General features: G+C 51.4%; 23 protein-coding genes and 1 other annotated feature. Of the genes, 9 read left to right on the top strand and 14 right to left on the bottom strand.

All coding sequences use genetic code 11. The features are described from left to right. Positions 1–56: 56 nt before the first annotated feature. The 9 genes from hisIE to hisL form a co-directional block, all read right to left on the bottom strand. Positions 57–668, bottom strand: a complete 612-nt coding sequence (gene hisIE / locus AC6I8X_RS12885; protein ID WP_299449273.1) for a bifunctional phosphoribosyl-AMP cyclohydrolase/phosphoribosyl-ATP diphosphatase HisIE — start codon at positions 666–668, stop codon at positions 57–59. Then, complete coding sequence (gene hisF / locus AC6I8X_RS12880) at positions 662–1,438, bottom strand: imidazole glycerol phosphate synthase subunit HisF (RefSeq protein WP_208715762.1); 777 nt, start codon at positions 1,436–1,438, stop codon at positions 662–664. The genes hisIE and hisF overlap by 7 nt, the downstream gene beginning before the upstream one ends. Next, positions 1,420–2,157 carry a 1-(5-phosphoribosyl)-5-[(5-phosphoribosylamino)methylideneamino]imidazole-4-carboxamide isomerase gene (hisA, locus tag AC6I8X_RS12875; RefSeq protein WP_313683146.1) on the bottom strand — a complete coding sequence of 246 codons (738 nt, stop codon included), beginning with the start codon at positions 2,155–2,157 and terminating at the stop codon, positions 1,420–1,422. Before hisA ends, hisF begins: the two co-directional genes overlap by 19 nt. Next, entirely contained in the window at positions 2,157–2,747 is a 591-nt protein-coding gene (gene hisH / locus AC6I8X_RS12870; protein ID WP_299449281.1) for an imidazole glycerol phosphate synthase subunit HisH, read from the bottom strand. The genes hisA and hisH overlap by 1 nt, the downstream gene beginning before the upstream one ends. Then, complete coding sequence (hisB, locus tag AC6I8X_RS12865) at positions 2,747–3,814, bottom strand: bifunctional histidinol-phosphatase/imidazoleglycerol-phosphate dehydratase HisB (RefSeq protein WP_084875973.1); 1,068 nt, start codon at positions 3,812–3,814, stop codon at positions 2,747–2,749. The genes hisH and hisB overlap by 1 nt, the downstream gene beginning before the upstream one ends. After that, the gene (gene hisC / locus AC6I8X_RS12860; RefSeq protein WP_299449288.1) at positions 3,811–4,887 is read right to left on the bottom strand and encodes a histidinol-phosphate transaminase; all 1,077 of its coding nucleotides are present in this window, start codon (positions 4,885–4,887) and stop codon (positions 3,811–3,813) included. The genes hisB and hisC overlap by 4 nt, the downstream gene beginning before the upstream one ends. Next, complete coding sequence (hisD, locus tag AC6I8X_RS12855) at positions 4,884–6,191, bottom strand: histidinol dehydrogenase (protein ID WP_313683147.1); 1,308 nt, start codon at positions 6,189–6,191, stop codon at positions 4,884–4,886. Before hisD ends, hisC begins: the two co-directional genes overlap by 4 nt. Before the next feature lie 4 nt (positions 6,192–6,195). Next, positions 6,196–7,095 (bottom strand): ATP phosphoribosyltransferase, encoded by a 900-nt coding sequence (gene hisG / locus AC6I8X_RS12850; protein ID WP_084875970.1) that lies wholly within the window; start codon positions 7,093–7,095, stop codon positions 6,196–6,198. Positions 7,096–7,149: 54 nt separating this feature from the next. Next, positions 7,150–7,271, bottom strand: a sequence feature (His leader region). Further along, a complete protein-coding gene (hisL, locus tag AC6I8X_RS12845; protein WP_100396937.1) occupies positions 7,247–7,294 on the bottom strand; it encodes a his operon leader peptide in 48 nt (15 codons plus the stop codon). Its footprint overlaps the feature before it by 25 nt. A gap of 180 nt (positions 7,295–7,474) precedes the next feature. Here hisL and AC6I8X_RS12840 point away from each other — a divergent pair, with 180 nt between their 5' ends. Beyond that, positions 7,475–8,302, top strand: a complete 828-nt coding sequence (locus AC6I8X_RS12840; RefSeq protein WP_313683148.1) for an SDR family oxidoreductase — start codon at positions 7,475–7,477, stop codon at positions 8,300–8,302. A 71-nt stretch (positions 8,303–8,373) separates the two neighbouring features. Here AC6I8X_RS12840 and AC6I8X_RS12835 read toward each other — a convergent pair whose 3' ends face one another. Together AC6I8X_RS12835 and AC6I8X_RS12830 are read right to left on the bottom strand one after the other, a co-directional pair. Then, positions 8,374–9,300, bottom strand: a complete 927-nt coding sequence (locus AC6I8X_RS12835; protein ID WP_497839925.1) for a glycosyltransferase family 2 protein — start codon at positions 9,298–9,300, stop codon at positions 8,374–8,376. Then, complete coding sequence (locus AC6I8X_RS12830) at positions 9,297–9,656, bottom strand: GtrA family protein (RefSeq protein WP_167379248.1); 360 nt, start codon at positions 9,654–9,656, stop codon at positions 9,297–9,299. Before AC6I8X_RS12830 ends, AC6I8X_RS12835 begins: the two co-directional genes overlap by 4 nt. Positions 9,657–9,951: 295 nt before the next feature. On the opposite strand from AC6I8X_RS12830, the gene AC6I8X_RS12825 reads away from it, so the two are divergent. The 8 genes from AC6I8X_RS12825 (at position 9,952) to AC6I8X_RS12790 (ending at position 17,630) form a co-directional block, all read left to right on the top strand. Continuing rightward, on the top strand, positions 9,952–10,104 hold the full coding sequence (locus AC6I8X_RS12825) for a hypothetical protein (RefSeq protein ID WP_313683150.1): 153 nt from the start codon (positions 9,952–9,954) through the stop codon (positions 10,102–10,104). A 222-nt stretch (positions 10,105–10,326) separates the two neighbouring features. Next, positions 10,327–11,496, top strand: a complete 1,170-nt coding sequence (locus tag AC6I8X_RS12820; RefSeq protein ID WP_497839924.1) for an NAD(P)/FAD-dependent oxidoreductase — start codon at positions 10,327–10,329, stop codon at positions 11,494–11,496. Between the two features lie 2 nt (positions 11,497–11,498). Next, complete coding sequence (locus AC6I8X_RS12815) at positions 11,499–12,503, top strand: glycosyltransferase family protein (protein ID WP_497839923.1); 1,005 nt, start codon at positions 11,499–11,501, stop codon at positions 12,501–12,503. Between the two features lie 17 nt (positions 12,504–12,520). Next, on the top strand, positions 12,521–13,294 hold the full coding sequence (locus AC6I8X_RS12810; protein ID WP_497839922.1) for an NAD-dependent epimerase/dehydratase family protein: 774 nt from the start codon (positions 12,521–12,523) through the stop codon (positions 13,292–13,294). After that, a complete protein-coding gene (locus tag AC6I8X_RS12805) occupies positions 13,291–14,124 on the top strand; it encodes a sugar phosphate isomerase/epimerase family protein (RefSeq protein ID WP_497839921.1) in 834 nt (277 codons plus the stop codon). The genes AC6I8X_RS12810 and AC6I8X_RS12805 overlap by 4 nt, the downstream gene beginning before the upstream one ends. Next, entirely contained in the window at positions 14,121–14,477 is a 357-nt protein-coding gene (locus AC6I8X_RS12800) for an EamA family transporter (protein ID WP_299449309.1), read from the top strand. Before AC6I8X_RS12805 ends, AC6I8X_RS12800 begins: the two co-directional genes overlap by 4 nt. Before the next feature lie 12 nt (positions 14,478–14,489). Beyond that, positions 14,490–15,293, top strand: coding sequence for a glycosyltransferase family 2 protein (locus tag AC6I8X_RS12795; RefSeq protein ID WP_313684054.1), 804 nt, complete (start codon positions 14,490–14,492; stop codon positions 15,291–15,293). A 30-nt stretch (positions 15,294–15,323) separates the two neighbouring features. Continuing rightward, positions 15,324–17,630 carry a hypothetical protein gene (locus AC6I8X_RS12790; protein ID WP_497839920.1) on the top strand — a complete coding sequence of 769 codons (2,307 nt, stop codon included), beginning with the start codon at positions 15,324–15,326 and terminating at the stop codon, positions 17,628–17,630. A gap of 34 nt (positions 17,631–17,664) precedes the next feature. Here the strand turns inward: AC6I8X_RS12790 and AC6I8X_RS12785 are convergent, their stop codons facing one another. Genes AC6I8X_RS12785 through puuD form a run of 3 tightly spaced genes read right to left on the bottom strand, consistent with a single transcriptional unit; the run spans position 17,665 to position 20,285 of the window. Further along, positions 17,665–18,942: an NAD(P)/FAD-dependent oxidoreductase gene (locus AC6I8X_RS12785; protein WP_497839919.1), complete on the bottom strand. Its 1,278-nt coding sequence runs from the start codon at positions 18,940–18,942 to the stop codon at positions 17,665–17,667. Positions 18,943–18,966: 24 nt separating this feature from the next. Then, complete coding sequence (gene puuR, locus AC6I8X_RS12780; RefSeq protein WP_299449327.1) at positions 18,967–19,524, bottom strand: HTH-type transcriptional regulator PuuR; 558 nt, start codon at positions 19,522–19,524, stop codon at positions 18,967–18,969. Continuing rightward, positions 19,521–20,285, bottom strand: coding sequence for a gamma-glutamyl-gamma-aminobutyrate hydrolase (puuD, locus tag AC6I8X_RS12775; protein WP_313684061.1), 765 nt, complete (start codon positions 20,283–20,285; stop codon positions 19,521–19,523). The genes puuR and puuD overlap by 4 nt, the downstream gene beginning before the upstream one ends. Between the last annotated feature and the right edge of the window lie 166 nt (positions 20,286–20,451).

Here is a 20,451-nt window from a genome sequence, read left to right as displayed (position 1 = left end):
GTACTGCTCAAAATTCGCCATCAGTGACGATTTTGAGCAGCATAGTGCACAATCGGTTATTTATGTCGTGCACGCAGGTTATTGATGATGGCGCTCAGATCAAGGTCCTGATCCTGCAATAACACCAGCAGATGGTAGATCAAATCTGACGCTTCATTGGTCAGTTCAAAGCGATCGTTAACAGTGGCGGCGAGAGCGGTTTCAACGCCTTCTTCACCCACTTTCTGTGCGATGCGCTTGGTACCGCTGGCATACAGCTTCGCAGTATACGAACTGGCCGGATCGGCGCTTTTACGCTCGGCCAGCAGTTGCTCCAGCTGATACAGGAAAGTCCAGTCTGGTGCTGCCGGGGAGAAGCAGCTCGATGTGCCGAGATGGCAGGTGGGGCCAATCGGGTTGACCAGTACCAGCAAGGTGTCGTTGTCGCAGTCCGGCGTAATGCTGACCACTTTCAGGAAATGGCCCGAGGTTTCGCCTTTGGTCCACAGACGGTTCTTGGTGCGCGAGAAAAAGGTGACATTGCCGTCCGTGAGGGTTTTCTGCAATGCTTCCTCATTCATATAACCGTGCATCAGCACTTCGCCAGAAACGCTATGCTGGACGATAGCGGGCATCATGCCCGCGGTTTTGACCCAATCCAGGTTGGCCAGTTGTTCTGCAGTTAACACGCGCGAATCTCCACACCGTTGTCAATCAGGAAGCTTTTCAGCTCACCAATATTAATAATCTGTTTATGAAACACCGAAGCCGCCAGCGCGCCATCGACATTGGCCTGTTCGAAGGCTTCGAGGAAGTGTGCCATGGTGCCTGCGCCACCGGAAGCAATCAACGGTACCTTACAGACATCCCGCACTTTCTTCAGCTGCACCAAATCGTAACCGTTACGCACGCCGTCCTGGTTCATCATATTCAGGACGATTTCGCCAGCACCCAGCTTCTGCACTTCCTGCACCCAGTCCAGCGTTTCCCACTGGGTCACACGGGTACGGGATTCATCGCCAGTATACTGATTGACGTGATATTTGCCGGTAGCCTCGTCGAACCAGGTGTCAATGCCGACCACAATACACTGTACGCCAAAGCGATCGGCCAGACGGGTAATCAGTGAAGGGTCGGCCAGCGCCGGTGAGTTGATGGAGATTTTATCGGCACCAAACTGCAAAATGCGCGCGGCATCTTCGGCACTTTTGATCCCACCAGCCACGCAGAACGGAATATCAATCACTTCCGCCACGCGTGACACCCAGCTTTTGTCCACCACGCGTCCGTCCGAAGAGGCGGTGATATCGTAGAACACCAGCTCATCAGCACCTTCCTGCGCATAACGTTGCGCCAGCGGTACGATGTCGCCGATGATTTCATGGTTACGGAACTGAACCCCTTTCACCACCTGTCCATCACGCACATCAAGACAGGGAATTATCCGTTTTGCCAGCATGCAATAGCCTCCGAAACCGTAAATTTATCTTCCAGCAGCGCACGACCGACGATCACACCTTGTGCACCGCTGCCGCGCAGCGCAGCGATATCATCCAGCGAACCGATACCGCCGGAAGACTGAAATGCGATGTCCGGGAATGCCGCAGACACTTCCTGATACAGGGTGACATTGGAGCCGCTCAGCGTGCCATCGCGCGAAATATCGGTGCACAGTACGTGTTTCAGCCCCACCGGCTGGAACCAGCCAATCACTTCTTCCAGTGTGACACCGGCTGCTTCCTGCCAGCCGCTGATCGCCACTTCTTTGCGATTATCGGCATCGATACGCACATCCAGCGCCAGCACAATGGCATCGGCACCAAATTCGCGGAACCAGCTTTTTACCTCTTCCGGTTGCTTCACTGCGGTGGAACCCACCACCACACGGCTGGCACCCGCCGCAAGCAGCGCTGCAACATCTTCGCGGTTGCGGATACCGCCACCGACCTGCACCGGCACACTCACGCCACGCAGCAGAGTTTGCAACAGCGGGATCTGGCGTTTGGCCGGGTCTTTCGCACCGGTCAAATCCACCAGGTGCAGCACCTGCGCGCCCTGGCGCTCGTAGTCCTGCAGGCGTGGTAACGGGTCGCTACCGTAATCACGTTGCTGCCCGTAGTCCCCCTGATGCAGGCGCACCACTTTGCCGTCGATTAAATCTAAAGCCGGAATAATCATCACATCTCCAGGAAATTTTTCAGCAGCTGTGCGCCTGCTTTGCCGGAACGCTCCGGGTGGAACTGCACACCAAAGAAGTTATCTTTCTGCAATGCCGCAGTGAATGGCAGGCCATATTCGCACTGGGCGATGGTATTAGCATTTACCGGCATGGCGTAGCTGTGCACAAAATAGAAATAGCTACCATCATCGATGCCGCGGAACAGGTGATTGCCAGCCTGCGAGGTGATTTGGTTCCAGCCCATATGCGGCAGCGGTAAGCCTTTGGTATCCATCAGGGAGACGGGCTGATCGAGAATGCCAAGTGTGGTGATGCCGCCATTCTCATCGCTGCCGCGTCCCAGCAGCTGCATACCGAGGCAAATGCCCAGTACCGGCTGGGTACAGGCTTTAATCAGATCGATAAGATCGCGTTCTTCCAGCTGGTTCATTGCCGCCTGCGCGGTGCCAACGCCAGGCAGAAAGAGCTTATCGGCACGCAGTACCACGTCAGGGTCACGGCTGACTTCCGGGGTATAGCCGAGGCGTTCAACTGCCCACTTTACCGACGACAGGTTGGCGCAGCCGGTGTCGAGAATCACCACGTTCATCACAGCACTCCTTTCGAGCTCGGCAGGGTGTTACCGTCCACGCGGATCGCCTGGCGCAGCGTGCGGCCAAAGGCTTTAAACAGACTTTCTACACGGTGGTGATCGTTGCGGCCTTTGGTTTTCAGGTGCAGCGTGCTCATCATGGCGTAGGAGAGCGAACCGAAGAAATGTTCGACCATCTCAGTGCTGAGATCGCCCACGCGCTGATAGCTGAATTCGGCTTTATATTCGAGGTGCGGCCGGCCGGAGATGTCCAGAGCACAACGCGCCAGGCATTCATCCATCGGCAGGACAAAGCCGAAACGGCCAATGCCGCGTTTGTCACCCAGCGCCTTCAGCAAGGCTTCGCCCAGTGCCAGGCCGGTATCTTCCACCGTGTGGTGATCGTCGATATACAAATCGCCTTTGACATCGATATTCATACGGAAGCCACCGTGCACCGCAATCTGGTCGAGCATGTGGTCAAAGAAGCCGACGCCAGTGTTGATTTTGCTGCCACCTTCGCGATCCAGCCACACTTCAACTTTAATCTGCGTTTCTTTGGTGTTGCGATTCACCAGCGCGTAGCGGTCACGTTTGGTCAGACGCTGCTGGATAGCATTCCAGTCTTCGCCTTCGGCTCCGTAGCGCAAACCCTGGATACCCATATTCTGCGCCAGCTGAATGTCGGTGTGGCGATCGCCGATCACATAGCTGTTGGCGATATCGAGTGCACCCTCTGCCAGCCAGGCTTCCACCATCTTCGTTTTCGGTTTGCGGCAGTCGCAGTTATCTTCCGGCTTGTGTGGACAAATCAGAATGTCGCTAAAGCGGATTCCCTGCGATGTCAGGATTTGCATCATCAGATTATGCGGCCCGTCAAAATCGGCCTGCGGGAAGCTCTCGGTACCCAGGCCATCCTGATTGGTGATCATCACCAGCTGGTAACCAGCGCTTTGCAGCGCCAGCAGGGCAGGAATCACGTTCGGCTCAAAAGCCAGTTTTTCCATGCGGTCCACCTGAAAATCCACCGGGGGTTCAGAGATGATGGTGCCGTCGCGGTCGATAAAAAGGGTCTTCTGACTCATGCTTGCTCCACGGGTAAGGCTTGCAGTGCGGCGATCAGACGCTCGCATTCTTCACGGGTGCCAATGGAGATGCGCAGACATCCCGCCAGGCCTGGGTTTTTGTTTTGGTCACGCAGGATAATGCCTTCATCCCACAGGGCTTTAAACACTTTCGGTGAATCGGTAAAGCGCGCCAGAATGTAGTTGGTTTCGCTCGGAAACACCGCTTCGACGCAGGCAATCTGTGGCAGCTGTTCCAGCAGCCAGCTGCGGTTGTCATTCAGTTGCAGTGCGTGTTCACGCATCAGTGCCAGACCCTGGTCGCTCAGTGCCTGGGCGGCCACGTCGGCCACCGGGGTGGCGAGCGGATAGGGTGCAATCACTTTCATCAGCAGATCAATCACCGGTTTGTTCGCCAGGGTAAAGCCGCAGCGCAGACCAGCCAGCGCAAAGGCTTTAGACAGGGTGCGCAGGATCACCAGGTGCGGGTAATCTTTCAGCCAGCCGGCCAGCGTCGCCTGTGGGCAGAATTCAATATAGGCTTCATCGGCAACCACCAGTGCTTTTCCGGCCGTCATATCCAGCAGGGCGCGAATATCGTCCGGATTGATCAGGTTGCCGGTGGGGTTATTCGGGCTGCACATATACACCACTTTCACCCCGTCCAGCTGATCAGCAATCGCTGGCAGATTCAGCTGCCAGTTATCCAGCGCTGCAACAGTACGATATTCGATACCGATGGTTTCCGCACTGACGCTATACATGCCATAGGTCGGCGGGCAGAACAGAATCGCGTCTTTTCCCGGTTCACAGAAAGCGCGCATCACCAGTTCAATGCCTTCATCTGCGCCACGGCTGACCAGCACCTGCTCCGGCGTCACACCGGCGTACGCGGCATAGCGCCCGATAACCAGCTTTGGCTGGCATTCCGGGTAACGGTTCAGCGTTTGCTGCGAGAGCTCGAAAGGCACCGGCAGCGGAAATTCATTGGCATTCAGCCACACATCACCATTGCCACCCAGACGACGGGCTGATTGATACGGCGTCAGCGCGCGCACATTGGCGCGGGCCAGATCTTCAACATTCAGGCTCATGCTTGCTCCTTCAGGGCTGCAACTCGCAGGGTAACGGCATTTTTGTGGGCTTCCAGCTGTTCAGCGGCAGCCAGGGTTTCGATGGTGGCTGCCAGGCCAAGGAAGCCCTGTGGTGTCAGTTCCTGCACCGTCATACGCTTCTGGAAATCGGCCAGCCCCAGGCTGGAGCAGGTGGCGGTGTAGCCATAGGTCGGCAGCACATGGTTAGTACCAGAGGCATAGTCGCCTGCTGATTCCGGCGACCAGTCACCAAGGAACACCGAACCCGCGCTGGTGATGCTATCCACCAGGTCGCGTGGAGTGCGGGTCTGAATAATCAGGTGCTCCGGGCCGTACTGGTTGGAGATTTCAATACACTGTGCCAGATCGCGAGCCACAATCAGGCGGCTGCTCGCCAGTGCCTGGCGCGCCGTGGCCGCACGGGGTAAGCGTGCCAGCTGTTCTTCCACCGCAGCAGCAACGCCGTTGGCCAGTTCCAGCGAGGGCGTCAGCAGAATGACCTGGGAATCCGGGCCGTGTTCTGCCTGAGACAACAAATCGGAAGCGACAAATGCCGGGGTTGCGCCCGCATCGGCAATCACCAGCACCTCAGACGGACCGGCAGGCATATCAATGGCAGCGCCATCGAGACGCTGGCTCACCTGGCGTTTGGCTTCGGTCACATACGCGTTGCCAGGACCAAAAATTTTGTCCACTTTCGGGACGGTGGCGGTACCGAAGGCGAGGGCGGCGATGGCTTGTGCGCCGCCGACCTGGAACACTTCTTTCACGCCACACAGCTGCGCGGCATACAGGATTTCATCGGCAATCGGCGGTGGAGAACACAACACCACGCGACCACAACCGGCGATGCGCGCCGGGGTTGCCAGCATTAATACCGTTGAGAACAACGGTGCGGAACCGCCTGGAATATACAGGCCAACCGATTGCACCGGGCGGGTGATTTGCTGACAGCGCACGCCGGGTTGCGTTTCCACATCAACTGCTGGCAGCTGCTGCGCGTTGTGAAAGGTTTCGATATTGCCCACTGCCACGGCCATTGCCTGCTTCAGGGTGTCGCTGAGACGCGCGCTGGCTGCCTGCATTTGTTCTGCGGTGACACGCAGGTTCTCCACCTGCGTTTTATCGAAGCGCGCGCTGAATTCACGCAATGCGCCATCACCGTTTTCCCTTACCTGCGCCAGCACATCGCGTACGACCTGGCTGATGCTGTCGGAGGCGGAAATCGCCGGACGCATCAACAGCGCCTGTTGCTGTTCACTGCTGCATTGCTGCCATTCAATGGGGGTCATCAGGGTGCTCATTCGGTCACTCCAGCATTTTTTCAATTGGCAGCACCAGAATTGAGCTGGCACCTAGGGATTTCAGTTTTTCCATGGTTTCCCAGAACAGCGTTTCGCTGCTTACCATGTGCATCGCCACACGGCTCACTTCACCAGCCAGCGGCAGCACAGTAGGACGTTCTGCACCCGGCAGCAGGGCAATCACTTCTTCCAGACGCTCACTTGGCGCGTGCAGCATGATGTACTTAGATTCGCGTGCTTTGATCACACCCTGAATACGCGTCATCAGTTTATCGACCAGCTCCTGCTTGGCTCCACTCAGTTCGCCATCGCGCTGAATCAGCACCGCTTTGGAACGATAAATCACTTCAACTTCGCGCAGGCCATTCGCTTCCAGCGTGGCACCGGTAGACACCAGGTCACAGATCGCATCAGCCAGACCGGCACGAGGTGCCACTTCGACAGAGCCATTCAGCAGACAGGATTTGAACGCGACACCTTGTTTATCGAGGTACTTTTTCAACAGATGGGGGTAGGAGGTCGCGATACGTGACTTATCGAGGCATTGCGGACCGGTGTACTCGGCATCAACCGGCATCGCCAGCGACAGGCGGCAGCCACCGAAATCGAGGCGGCGCAGAGTAAAGTAACGCGGGTCTTCCCCCTGGGCGCGGCGCGTCAGCAACTCTTCTTCCAGCACGTTTTCGCCCACGATGCCGAGATCCACCACACCATCCATCACCAGGCCCGGGATATCGTCATCGCGCACACGCAGAATGTCGATGGCCATGTTCTCCGCAAACGCAATCAAACGCTGCTGCTGAAGGTTAATTTTGATGCCGCAGCGTGCCAGCAGTTCGCGTGATTCATCACTTAAACGGCCTGATTTCTGCATAGCTATGCGTAAACGGGTGTTATCTAACATGGTTCCTGTCCTCTTATTCAATCCTGTCTGAACTCAGTTGGGTCGCGTCAGCCCATAAAAAAACCCCCGGAAGATGATCTTCCGGGGGCTCTCTTTGCGCTCACACCACTGGAAGATCCTAAACGTCTTCCAGCACACATCGCCTGAAAGACTAGTCAGGATGATGGTGATGATGGTGGTTGAACTGAACGCGTGTCATAAAAAATTCCGTTGCTGAATGGGTATTCATTTGCGTGCTGATTAACCTAACGAAGATAACGCCTGCTGGCAAGAATTTTTTATGTCAGTTTCCGGAATTCCCCGAAACAGTTAGCGCTGGTCTGACACAGACGACAGCACTAAGATGAAATGTCTTTGAGCAGCGAAGCCAGGAGTCGATATGAAAAAGGTCGCGATTGTAGGGCTGGGATGGCTGGGCATGCCGCTGGCGATGGCGCTAACGGCACGCGGCTGGCAGGTGACGGGCAGCAAAACCTCGCCGGATGGGGTAGATGCGGCACGCCGCTGCGGTATTGAGGCGTGTCAGCTGGTGTTGACGCCGGAACTGGAGTGTGAAGCCGACGATTTGAATACGCTTCTGTCGGTGGATGCGTTGGTCGTGACCTTGCCCGCCAGCCGAACGGTGCAGGGCGGTGAAGACTATATGCAGGCGGTGCAAAACGTGGTGGACACGGCACTGGCTTACAAAGTCCCGCGCATCATCTTCACCAGTTCGACATCGGTGTATGGGCCCGGTCCTGGGGTGATGAAAGAACGCAGCCCGTTACGGCCAGAAACTGTGGCCGGTAAAACGCTGGTGGCGTTGGAGAACTGGCTGCATGATTTGCCGGGCACCAGCGTGGATATCGTGCGCCTCGCCGGGTTGGTGGGGCCAAATCGTCACCCCGGACGCTTTCTTGCCGGGAAAACTGATTTAAGTGATGGCTCGCATGTGGTGAATCTGGTGCATCTGGATGATGTAGTGGAAGCCATCGTCTTGCTATTGCAGACGCCGAAAGGCGGGCGCGTTTATAACCTGTGCGCGCCAAAACATCCGACACGCAGTGAGTTTTACCCCACGGTGGCACGTCAGCTAGGCCTGACTCCGCCGACATTTGTGGCCGAGACCCAGGGGGATGTCGGAAAAAGCATCGACGGCAGGGCGATTTGCGATGAGCTCGGTTTCGAATATAGCTGGAGTGACCCCATGACGATGCCTTTGGGTTAAGTCACTTTATTTCATGGTCTTCCTTCGCGTGTCGCCGCCGATTTTTCAGCGTGTGGCACGTGAACATATTTTCATGAGTTGTTATTTTTATTTCTAATAATATATCTCGGTCTTTGCTTAGCCTCGACATAAATTCTTCCGATGTACTCACCAAGTACCCCAATACCAATTAACTGAACGCCACCAAGAAACAAAATCGACACGAGGATTGATGGATAACCCGCCACAGGGTTGCCCCAAATCAGCTTGTCGATAATCATCCAGATGCCATAAAGGAATGATAATCCGGCGACGAAAAAGCCAATATATGTCCACACACGTAAAGGGAAGGTGGAGAACGAGGTAATCCCTTCAAGCGCCAGATTCCATAGCCTCCAGCCATTAAACTTTGTCAAACCGGCAATCCGCTCAGCACGGGTATATTCCACAACTGCAGTACGGCCACCGACCCATGAAAGAATGCCCTTCATGAACAAATTCTTCTCAGGCAGAAGTTTTATATTATCAACGATTTCACGAGACATAAGGCGGAAATCACCCACATTCTCTTCAATCTGCGGCTTGCTGATCATGTTGTGCAATTTATAAAAGTATTCAGCACTTTTGCGCTTCAGGTGGCTATCGGACGAACGATCAACACGTTTTGCCAGAACGACGTCAGCTCCCTCTTGCCACTTTGCGATCAGACGAGGTATGACATCGATCGGATCCTGCAGATCCACATCGATAGGAATAACCACGTCACCCGTTGATGATTCAAGTCCGGCAAATAATGCAGGTTCTTTACCAAAGTTACGTGTAAAGCAGATATGTTTAACGAGGGGGTCGGTCTCTTCAATTTGCTGAAGTAACGTCTCGGTATTGTCGGTACTGCCATCATTGACAAAGATTATTTCAACATCATCATGGCCAAATCCCTGAAAATTACGGATGGCATGGTAAAAAACGGGTAGTGCTTCCTCTTCATTAAGAACAGGAACAACAAGAGATATTTTCATTTATGTTCTCTGAAAATAATATATTTAGAATAGATAAATCCACATACCAGGCTTGTTGCGGAGAAGACGACCAGCGTCACCACCGGGTTAATTTTCATTCTGTCAGCATATGAACCTATCATCACGGCGACCATTCCCATGAAGAACACATACATGATGTAGCGAATGGTGGTCGCATTTGAGCCGAACGTCCATTTGGCATTAGCAAAAAATGAGAAGGTTACAGCAACGAGAAATGCAATGAAGTTGGACAAAGATTGCTGGAGACCCCGTTCGACGCAGATGGCGAAGGTGATCCAGTGGATTAACGTGTTGATCACACCTACCGATGTGTATCTTGCAAAGAGTTTCAGCATGGCAATGTTCTGTAGCAAGTGAGGTGCAGATCCTTACACTTGCCTGCCACTGAAGCAAGGGATTGTTAATGCAGGTTATCATTTCACCATGTTGGGTCAATTGATCCTGAGGGAGCTGCCGCTCCCTTTTTTACACTCCCAATCTGCCCTTTAACTTATCCCAGGCAGCACCAATCGCCGTCAGGGGCATTTAAAACGTCTACCGTCCGGAAAGGGCAGATTCGAGCGCTAACAATGTCCACCTCTTCAAACATCTTCACCAGTTCGACTTCGTTGGATGGCATCAGTCCGGGGGATGAAAGAACGCAACCCATTACGGTCAGAAACCGTGGCCGATAAGACGCTGGTTCAGCTTGACCTGACACCGCTGACATTTATTGGCGAGCACCTCAGAAATGTCGGAAAAATCATCGACGGCAGTGCGATGTGTGATGAGTTAAGTTTCTAGTATGGTTGGAGTGATTAGATGGCTATGTATTTGGGTTAGGTCGCTTTTTTATACTTGATTTGTCTACGCTATGCCGCCGAATCTTCACTGTGAGGTACGAGAAGCATCTGTTTTATCCTGGAACCTGATCTAACGCAATCTTAACTTTTCCTTTTCGTTTCCTTTTAATTGCAAAGTCAGTATCATTCCTGACACAAAAAAAGTATCAGACATTGCCTAAGAATGGTTTGTCAGGTTTGGGGATCACATATGCAACAGGTCTCAAAAAATAAGGCTGGCCCGGCGAAAAATATTGTTATCGCTGGCGGTGGTTTTTTCGGCTTATATCTGGCGGAACAGCTAGCGTTAAAGGGTTGTCAGGTCACTATTTTTGAGAAAAGCCAACAGCTAATGTCACGCGCGTCATATGTTAATCAGGCGCGTGTACATAATGGCTATCATTACCCTCGAAGTATTCTTACCGCTTTACGATCGCGCCTCTCTTTTCCGCGTTTCGTTAATGAATTTCGTGACTGTATAGATGATGATTTTGCTAAGTATTACCTGGTTGCCGGGTCACTAAGCAAAGTCACTGGCGATCAATTCCTGCGTTTCTGCCAGCGTATTGGTGCTGAATGTGACGAAGCGCCAGCTTCAGTCAAACGTCTGATGAACCCGGCGCTGATTGATTCCGTGTTCACCACTCGCGAATATGCATTTGATTCCCACAAGCTGCGCGACCTCATGATTGAACGACTGTCAGCGGCTAATGTGCGCATTGTTACAGATGCGACGGTGGAAAAAGTCCGGCAGTATGGCGATGGGCTTGAGGTATTCACCTCAATCTCCGGTCAACCGGAGACAGTTTATGCCGATCATGTGTTTAACTGCACTTATTCACGCATCAACTATCTGCTGGATGGTTCAGGGCTGGCATTGATTCCGTTACGTCATGAGATGACAGAAATGTGTCTGGTCGATGTTCCTGACGAATTCAAAAAAATGGGGCTGACATTAATGTGCGGTCCATTTTTCTCGGTCATGCCGTTCCCCTCCGCGCAACTGCATTCGTTCAGCCACGTTCGCTACACGCCACATAACCAGTGGAGTGATGTCGCCAGTAAATCTTATGAAGATCCCCACATTAAATATGATCAGAGCCCGCGTCAGTCGGCATGGGGTCATATGCTGCGGGATGCACAACGATATGTTCCCGGTTTAAGCGAATGTCAGTATCAGCGCTCAATCTGGGAGGTGAAAACAATTTTACCCCGCAGCGACAGCGACGATTCGCGCCCGATTCTTTTCCGTGCCAACCATGGTTTAAAAGGATTGCACTGCGTGATGGGTGGCAAGATTGACAATATTTATGATGCGTTGCATGAAATTGAGCGCCTGATAGAGCTGAATTAATAATGATAAAAAGTGAATCATTTGTCTCTGTGGTCATTGTGATCCAGAACCATCTGGAAAACATCTACGAGCCATTATCAAAACTTGGCACGCTGTTAGATGAGAACTATAGCGATTATGAATTAGTTGTTATCGCCCCAGGATTAAACACGACACATGCTGAAGTTGAAGACCGTGTACTGAAACATATTCCCTGTGTGCGTATTATTCAGCTCTCCAGCGCGGTGTTTTACGATGTTGCGCTGGCGGCAGGTTTGGAAAGTGCCATCGGGGACTTTGTTGTGTTGTGGAACCCATTGTCCGATCCGATACATATCGTGCCGGACATCGTGAATCAATGCCGGAGTGGTACTGATGTGGTGGTTGGGGTGTCGAGCCATGTGCGCACGCTGCGCTACCGCATTATCCGCCGTTTGATGAATGTTGCACTGCGCACTATCGATTATGATATTCCTCGTAATGCTACCGGTTTACGTTGCTTAAGCCGTCGGGCAGTCAATGCCGTGACGCGAATTGGCCGTTTTCACCATCAGTTTTACCTGCGCATTCAAAAAACAGGCTATCCAGCGGGCGAGTTGAAATATACCCCGTTTAAAGAGTCTGAAGGTGCGAACGTGGTGGAGTCTCTACGACGTTTATTACGCTTGATGGTGTTTAACTCTTCCCGCCCGTTACGCTGGATGTCAGTGTTGGGGATGTGCGGGAGTATCGCGGGTTTCATTTTTGCCTGCTATAGCGTGTTCATTCATCTGCTTAGCGGTAATGTGGCTGAAGGATGGACTACCACCATACTGTTCATGAGCTCATTGTTTATCGTTCAGTTTGTGATGATGGCATTTTTTGGTGAATATTTAGGCCGATTACTGGACGAGAGTAGCGCCCAGGCTGAGTATGCGGTGGTTTATGAGCGTAACAGCGAAATTATGGTGAATACCAACCGGGTAAATGTCATGGATACATCGCTGGCGCCGGAAGCCAATAACGTACAGACTGGCCGCGACAATTAATTTACTCAGAGGGTAACATGGACGCACTAATTGGATTTTCTGGCTTTGTTGGCACTACGCTGTTGAAGCAGCGCCAGTTCGATTCGCTCTATCGCTCAACAAACATTGATGAAATTGTTGGACAGACTTTCGATACGGTGGTGTGTGCGGGGGCACCGGCGCAAAAATGGCTGGCGAATAAAGATCCTGCCGACGATTTGCAGAAAATCGAAGCACTGATCGAAAAATTAAAAACGGTGACCTGCCGCCAGTTTATTCTGATAAGCACTGTTGATGTATTTAAAGATCCGGTAAATGTGGATGAAGCGACCCCGATCGATACGACTGGGTTACACGCGTATGGTTTACATCGCTACTATCTTGAGCAGTTTGTCAGCCAGCACTTCCCCGATGCACTGATTGTGCGTCTGCCAGGGCTCGTTGGACCGGGCCTGAAAAAAAATATCATTTATGATTTTTTGCATGAGAATAACGTCGCGCAAATCGAAAGTCGCGGTGTGTTCCAGTTCTATCCCATGATCAACCTGTGGTATGACATCGAGATTGCCTTGCAGCATAAAATAAAGCTGCTGCATTTGACTGCGGCACCGGTAAGTGTGGCTGATGTGGCAAAACACGGCTTTGGCTTCGAATTTACTAATCACGTGCAGGACAAGCCGGGCAATTACAGTATGAAAAGCCGTTATAGCCATCTATTCACCAGCGATGCAGATTATCAATACAATCGCCGTGAATCACTGATGGCTGTTCGTGCCTATGCTCAATCTGAAAACGGCGGGAAAGCGGGATGAGAATTTCGATCTCAAATATCGCCTGGGACCCTGCCGATGATGAGGCGGTATGCCGCTTGTTACACCGCTGGCAAGTGAATGCTATCGATATTGCGCCGGGCAAATATTTTCCCGATCCATTGCAGGCCAGCGATAACGATATCGCCGTAGTCCGTCAGCGCTGGGAACAGCAGGGGATTACACTGGCAGGTATGCAATCGCTGCTTTTCGGTACCCAGGGGCTGAATCTGTTTGCTGACACCGCTGTTCAGGCAAAGATGCTGAACCATTTGCAGGCTGTCAGCCGCATCGCAGCCGGACTGGGTATTCCGGCTCTGGTTTTTGGCTCCCCCAAGAATCGCGATCGCCAGGGTTTAAGCGACGAAGCCACCTGTGACATCGCCAGCGATTTCTTCCATCGCCTGGGGCATATCGCTCAGCGTGAAGGCGTGGTGATTTGCCTGGAGCCGAATCCTGAATGCTATGGCGCTAATTTCATGACCGGAACGGCTGAAGCCGCAGCCATGGTGCGTCAGGTTAATCACCCCGGCATTAAAATGCAGCTGGATACTGGTGCCATTGCGATCAATCAGGAGAATATCAGTGAAATCATGCAGCGAGATGCTGACATCATCGGGCATATTCATCTGAGCGAGCCTAACCTTATTCCACTCGGTCGTAGCGCGGTGGATCATGTCGCCGTTGCCGCTGCCATCAATCATGCTCTGCCACAGCGGGTTGCTACCATTGAAATGCTGATGACACAGAACGAATCTCCTTTGTCTGCCATTGAAGAAGCGCTGGACTTTGTGACCCGCCACTATCGTGACTCAGCAGGAGCCGCGATATGAAATGGTTGATCCTGATTTTTGGTATCGCATCCAATGCTTCCGCAAGCGTACTGATTAAGATGGCGATGACACCGCCTCGCAAGTTGCCGAGCCTGGCAGAACCTTTGGCTGTGTTGTCTAACTGGCCATTGTGGCTGGGTATTTTCCTCTATGGTATGGCTTTCCTTCTTTATGCCGCCGCTCTGGCCTTCCTGCCATTAAATGTTGCTCACCCGGTGCTGACCTCAGGTGCTATTGCTTGTGTGGCACTACTCTCGGTATTAGTGTTTCGTGAGCCAATTTACTGGTCAACCATTGCCGGGATTTTTATGGTGATGGCGGGCGTCGCCTTGATTACTCTAAAAGTTAAATAAGCAGAAAATATTATGACTGAATCAATACCTCAAACCCTTCGTGCTGGTTGGGAAGTTCCTGCATTTGAGCGCCAGATGTGGCAGGGCAAAACACATGACTATTGTGTAGTGATTCCTGTAATCAATGAAGGTGAACGCATTCGGAATCTACTGGCCCGTATGGCGGCGATTAATGTCGCTTCTTACGCTGACATTATCATTGTTGATGGTGGCAGTCGCGATGGCTCTCTGGAGCTGGAAGCGCTGAAACAGTTGCAGGTCAGCGGATTATTATTAAAAACCGGGCCGGGCAAACTCAGTTCACAACTGCGCTGTGGTTATGCGTTTGCGCTGGATCAGGGATATGAGGGTATCGTCACTATTGATGGTAACGATAAAGACGATCCCGATGCCATCCCGCAGTTTATTGCGGCATTGAAAGACGGTGTGGATTTTGTGCAGGCATCACGTTTTGTCAAAGGTGGTGTGGCTGAAAATACTCCTGCTTCACGCGACTTCGCGATCCGTTTTATTCATGCGCCGATGTTGAGTGTATTTTCAGGTTTCAAATGGACGGATACGACTCAGGGGTTCCGGGCTTACAGCCGTAAGATGTTACTGGACGCGCGTATTGCACCCTTCCGCGATATTTTTTCGACTTATGAACTCCTTGCTTATCTTTCTTACCGCGCACCAAAGCTGGGTTTTCGTTGCCTTGAAATTGCGACAGTCCGTCGTTACCCGAAAGGTGAAGTTCCCACTAAAATTAGCGCTATCCGTGGTAATTGGTCAGTGTTGTCGATTCTTTTTGCTGCCTGCTTTGGTAAGTATAACTAAATATTAATTCTGCTATGATCAGGATGATGTATGTGTGCATTCTCACGTGATAATGTTGTAACAGTCCAAAAAACAAGGGCGGAATTATTTAGTCTGGCTCAGTTGTTTGTTTTTATATTTGCCATTATTTTTATCGCAACAAGTCAACAGCCACTTCATGTTGGGTCAGCGGGCAGCGCTGAGCAATGGATAAATGTGGTGCCAGATTTTTTTACTGGCCCACAGGACTTTCTTTTTAGCTATGGTCCATTGTACTGGTTAAGTGGGAAAATTGTAGCCCAATATTCCCTGCTTTCATATTGGACCTCTGCTGTCTTTATCAGTTTGTATGCTGCAATTTGCTGGGCAATCATGTTGCGCCTGGCGATCAAGTATCGGGCTGTAATCTTTTTAGCAATTGTTTATGTTGGCGTGGTAAGAGTTTTTGATACGGCGGCCATTTATTTTATCCTGCCTCTTTTTATCATAGTTTATTGCCGTTCAATTGGCCAGGAACGATGGTTGGAAAATAAGAAAACATTGGTTTTGCTTGGGGTTTTTGTCGCGTTTTTATTTTATTTACGTTTTTTTTATGGCATGGTTGCACTGCTCACCTTTGGTAGCTATTTATTTTCAACAGGTGTAATAAAACGTCATTTTTCGCCAGTGTTACTTTTCTCGATTACCTCGATCGCGTTCTACTTTTTGTTTGGTTTTCTTATCTTTCATCATGCCAGTAGTGTGATTGATTATACTGTTATCAACTCACAGCTTAATTTTGGCAATTCTGTTGATATGACGTATGATGTGCGTTTAAAAAATGCCACTTACATCATAATTTTTCTTGTTTTTGTTTGCTTTAATTTTTTTCTCGCTAAAAACCAGCCGTCATTATTGTTAACCATTAATGGCCTGCTGTTGATTTTTTTGAAAATCGGCTTTTCACGTGCCGACCATTATATTGGATATTTTATTTTCCCTGTGGCTCTGATGTCACTGATTTTTGTCATAAGCTCAAAGCGCAGGTGGTTAGGATTAGCGTTTTTTATAGTGGCATTGATGTTCACTATGGGGCGTATATCCATTTTTCCCGGTGCAAATAAAATTTCTGACTTGATGGTACATGAGGATTTTTCACAAAGTTATGCTTCGCGAGCAGCCGGATACTATCCTCAATACATATTGCCAGCCGATGTTGTTGCACAAATCGGCAGTCAGACAATTGATGTCTACCCCAATAGCAATGAGTATTTATTAGCGAATAAACTTAATTATCATCATCGCCCGTCATTTCAAAACTATATGACATTGACTCCGGTGCTGGATAATCTTAATGCTGCATTTTTTGCCGGTGATGATGCCTCAGAGTATGTCTTGTGGACGGCAAGCATGATGTGTACCAACCCACATTGCGAGGCATATAACGACTTTGACAACAAATATGTCCTCAATGAAGATCCTCTGACGTCGACGGCGATATTGAGCCATTATCAGGTAATCCGTACTTTCCCAGGAGAAAGAGGAACGCCTGTTATGTTGTTGAAGAAAAAACCGCAGAGCGCACCATTAACACCACAAGTCCTGGGCAAAGTGAGTTTGCATTTTGGTGAATGGATTCCTGTGCCTAAATTTACCTCTGGTGCAGTGAAATTAAAACCAGAATTGAATCTCACTTTACTGGCGAAAGTGCAGAATGCGTTATATCGCGGTGGTATTCTTTACGTGAATTATAAACTGACCAACGGCGAAATTAAGCGTTACCGTCTGAATATTATCAACGCACAGAGTGGGGTCTGGGTTTCTCCCTGGCTCAATAGCTTCCCTCAGCAGGGAGAGCGTGTCATCGAAGTGATGCTGGAGACACCGAATCGGCACTACTTCAAAGATGATTTCCAGGCAAGCTGGGAAAACTATCCTTTTGATAATATTAAGGCTGAAAATTCATTATTGCAGGCATTCACGGCTCAAAAACCCGTCGGATTATCTGAAGTAACAACAACCTGCGATGCCAGTATTGATGCGGTTGAATCGTCACGCTTTATACTTGATGGAGAGGCTAAAACCAGGCTGATGAGTTCGGGTTGGACTGCGTTTTCCATCGAACATAATCAGCCCGCAGAACGGGCATGGTTAACACTGACCAACGAGCAGGGGCAACGCTTTTACACACCCATGACGCCTGCGCCACGTGGTGATGTAGCGAATTATTTCCATAAGCCAGGTTTAATCAATTCCGGTTATAACGTTGTGGCAGATGTCACGGATTTTAAAGGAAATTATCAGGTCGGTGTGTCAATTGCCGGTGATGGAAAACTGCTGCAATGCAGCAACTTCGCCAAACCCATCACACTTCAATAAGCCAGAATCTAAAAGGGAGCGAAAGCTCCCTTTTTTACACCCCCAACCTATCCCGTAACGCATACCAGGCCGCGCCCATTGCCGTCAGGGGGATTTTAAAACGTCTGCCGCCCGGAAAGGGCAGGTGAGGCAATCTGGCGAAGGCATCAAAACGTTCTGCCTGACCACGTAGCACTTCAGCTATCAGCTTGCCGGACAAATGGGTGCAGGTTACGCCATGCCCGCTATCGCCCTGCATAAAATAGACATTTTTCTCCAGCTGGCCGAATTGCGGCATGCGCGATAGCGTGAGCAGGAAATTACCACTCCAGCGATAACTCAGCCGTACATCGCGCAGTTGCGGGAAGGTACGCAACAGCTTTGGTCGAATCAGCGTCTCAATATCATCGGGTTCACGCGCACCGTACACCACACCACCACCGTAGAGCAGGCGGTTATCGGCGGTCAGGCGGAAGTAATCCAGCAGATAATTACAATCTTCGACGCAATGATTGTTTGGCAATAACCCGAGCGCCTGGTCGCGGCTGAGCGGTTCAGTGGTGACGATTTGCGAACCACATGGCATGCTTTTGCGACTCAGACGCGGTTCCAGCTGTGAAGGCAGATAGGCGTTACCGGCGAAAATCACAAAAGTGGCGCTGACATCCCCCTGCGCGGTCTTCACCCGATTCGGCATGCCATATGCCACTTTCAGTGCGGCAGACTGTTCATAAATACGCCCACCATGCCGACGAATCGCTTCGGCTTCACCCAGCGCCAGATTCAGCGGATGCAAATGTCCACCGCGTTTATCCAGCAGACCGCCAACATAGCGATCGGTCGCCACTTCCCGGCGGATAGCACGTTCATCAAGCAGTTCTAAATCATGGTTGCCATAACGTGCCCAGCTGGCTTTCTGACTGCGCAGATGTCCCATCTGGCGGTTGTTGAGCGCAGCAAAAATGCCTCCGGGTCGATAATCACAGGCGATGGCATAGCGATCGATGCGATCACGAATAATGTCTGCCCCTTCGAACATCATGCTGCCCAGCATCTTCGCGGTATCTTTGCCATAACGCTGTTCAATTACATCAACATCGCGGCTATAGGAGTTCACCACCTGACCGCCGTTACGTCCGCTGGCACCAAAGCCGATTTTCGCCGCTTCCAGCACCACCACATCATAGCCAGCTTCGGTGAGAAACAACGCCGATGACAGCCCGGTAAAGCCGCCACCAATAATGCACACGTCACACTGAATGCTTTCCTGCAGTGCTGGCCAGGGCTGGTGCGCATTCGCAGTTGCGGCGTAATAACTCTCCACATGTTGCATCACAACCTCCTTATGCGCGAAACGTCAGAAATTTGCCGGAGAGTGGGCGCTGACAATCCGGCATGGCTGATCGGACATATTGGTAAAACTGTGTGGCAAGCCGGTATCGATCACGTAACTTTCACCGGCATACAGGTGATAACTCTGGCCGTTCACCACCAGGGTGATTTCGCCTTCCAGCACTGTCCCGGTCTCTTCGCCGGGATGGCGCAGTTTTTCACCGGTGCTGGAGCCAGGAGCATAATTTTCCAGCAGCATCGCCAGTGCGCGCTGTGGTACACCGTTATCAATCAATTGTAACGACACCCCAAGGCTACCGATCTCGACACGATCGTCAGGGCGGATAATCACCCGTGGGGTATTATCCTGTTTGGGTTCGGAAAAAAATTCCGACAGGGACAAGCCATAAACCTTGAGCAGTTTTTGTAGGGTACTCACCGCCGGGCTGACTTTATCCTGCTCGATGGTGCTGATGGCGCTGTGAGTTAAACCGGATAATTCGGCAACGCGGCGCTGGGATAATCCCAGCTCCTGGCGGATTTGTGATAAACGTCGTCCGGGCGCCAGAGTGGCGTCGTTCATGGTCGTTTTTCCTTGTGATAACGAGCAGCAGCATGGATAAATGCTTCGAACAACCGGCGCGAAACCGGATCGTCGGTCGAATGCCACTCCGGATGCCACTGCACTGCCAGGGCAAACGGGTGCTGACGTAAACTCACCGCTTCTATCAGGCCATCGGCCGCGCGCGCCTCGATGCGCACCTGGGGACCGGGTTCGCGTATCCCCTGTTGATGGAGAGAATTCACCGCAAAAGCGGCATCGCTACCGAGCAACTGGCTGAGCAGGCCATCCGCTTCCGGTTTTACCTCATGTACCGGGGCGTACTGCTGTTCCAGTGGTAGCGAGTCATCTTCACGATGTTCCTGGAATTGATGCGTCAGGTGCAGGTAACGATGCAGCGCACCGCCGTTCGCCACCACCAGTTCCTGTAAACCGCGACAAATACCCAGTATCGGCATCTTTTTACCCATCGCGTGGGTGATAACACCAAAAGCGAGACGATCGCGCGCCGGGTCGGCATGGGATTCCACCCCTTCCTCACCATAATGCCAGGGCTCAATGTTACTCGGGCTGCCGGTGAGCAAAATACCGTCCAGCAGCGTCATACTGTTTTCTAATAGATGAGGAGCTTGCATCAGTTGATGTGGCAAAGGGAGGGGCAGGCCATCAGCGAGCACGATGGCATCAAGATACTTGTTATGAACGGTCTGACCCGGATGGCTGCCAATGTTGTTCTGGCACATCACTACGCCAATCAAGGGTTTGTCAAAAATAATGCCCATTACGTCTCCGCGTCGCTGTTCAATATTTTCGCCGATAATGCCCATCTGAAGTAAAAGTGTGCAATATATTGTCAATCTAGCAACCGCCTGGCTAATCTTCAAACAGATTTGTTACATTTGCACACTTTTTGTGTTGGAGCTATGTTAGATGGGTGGCTGTTATTTT

The organism is Pantoea sp. X-Soil-TKNS-1280, assembly GCF_059730475.1.
Note: the sequence above shows the minus strand (reverse complement) of the source record. Positions and strands in the feature narration are given on the sequence as shown.

Coding starts and splice junctions, on each gene's coding strand:
- hisF (WP_208715762.1), bottom strand. CDS start 1,438: ATGCTGGCAAAACGGATAATTCCCTGTCTTGATGTGCGTGATGGACAG.
- hisA (WP_313683146.1), bottom strand. CDS start 2,157: ATGATTATTCCGGCTTTAGATTTAATCGACGGCAAAGTGGTGCGCCTG.
- hisH (WP_299449281.1), bottom strand. CDS start 2,747: ATGAACGTGGTGATTCTCGACACCGGCTGCGCCAACCTGTCGTCGGTA.
- hisB (WP_084875973.1), bottom strand. CDS start 3,814: ATGAGTCAGAAGACCCTTTTTATCGACCGCGACGGCACCATCATCTCT.
- hisC (WP_299449288.1), bottom strand. CDS start 4,887: ATGAGCCTGAATGTTGAAGATCTGGCCCGCGCCAATGTGCGCGCGCTG.
- hisD (WP_313683147.1), bottom strand. CDS start 6,191: ATGAGCACCCTGATGACCCCCATTGAATGGCAGCAATGCAGCAGTGAA.
- hisG (WP_084875970.1), bottom strand. CDS start 7,095: ATGTTAGATAACACCCGTTTACGCATAGCTATGCAGAAATCAGGCCGT.
- AC6I8X_RS12840 (WP_313683148.1), top strand. CDS start 7,475: ATGAAAAAGGTCGCGATTGTAGGGCTGGGATGGCTGGGCATGCCGCTG.
- AC6I8X_RS12835 (WP_497839925.1), bottom strand. CDS start 9,300: ATGAAAATATCTCTTGTTGTTCCTGTTCTTAATGAAGAGGAAGCACTA.
- AC6I8X_RS12830 (WP_167379248.1), bottom strand. CDS start 9,656: ATGCTGAAACTCTTTGCAAGATACACATCGGTAGGTGTGATCAACACG.
- AC6I8X_RS12825 (WP_313683150.1), top strand. CDS start 9,952: ATGAAAGAACGCAACCCATTACGGTCAGAAACCGTGGCCGATAAGACG.
- AC6I8X_RS12820 (WP_497839924.1), top strand. CDS start 10,327: ATGGTTTGTCAGGTTTGGGGATCACATATGCAACAGGTCTCAAAAAAT.
- AC6I8X_RS12815 (WP_497839923.1), top strand. CDS start 11,499: ATGATAAAAAGTGAATCATTTGTCTCTGTGGTCATTGTGATCCAGAAC.
- AC6I8X_RS12810 (WP_497839922.1), top strand. CDS start 12,521: ATGGACGCACTAATTGGATTTTCTGGCTTTGTTGGCACTACGCTGTTG.
- AC6I8X_RS12805 (WP_497839921.1), top strand. CDS start 13,291: ATGAGAATTTCGATCTCAAATATCGCCTGGGACCCTGCCGATGATGAG.
- AC6I8X_RS12800 (WP_299449309.1), top strand. CDS start 14,121: ATGAAATGGTTGATCCTGATTTTTGGTATCGCATCCAATGCTTCCGCA.
- AC6I8X_RS12795 (WP_313684054.1), top strand. CDS start 14,490: ATGACTGAATCAATACCTCAAACCCTTCGTGCTGGTTGGGAAGTTCCT.
- AC6I8X_RS12790 (WP_497839920.1), top strand. CDS start 15,324: ATGTGTGCATTCTCACGTGATAATGTTGTAACAGTCCAAAAAACAAGG.
- AC6I8X_RS12785 (WP_497839919.1), bottom strand. CDS start 18,942: ATGCAACATGTGGAGAGTTATTACGCCGCAACTGCGAATGCGCACCAG.
- puuR (WP_299449327.1), bottom strand. CDS start 19,524: ATGAACGACGCCACTCTGGCGCCCGGACGACGTTTATCACAAATCCGC.
- puuD (WP_313684061.1), bottom strand. CDS start 20,285: ATGGGCATTATTTTTGACAAACCCTTGATTGGCGTAGTGATGTGCCAG.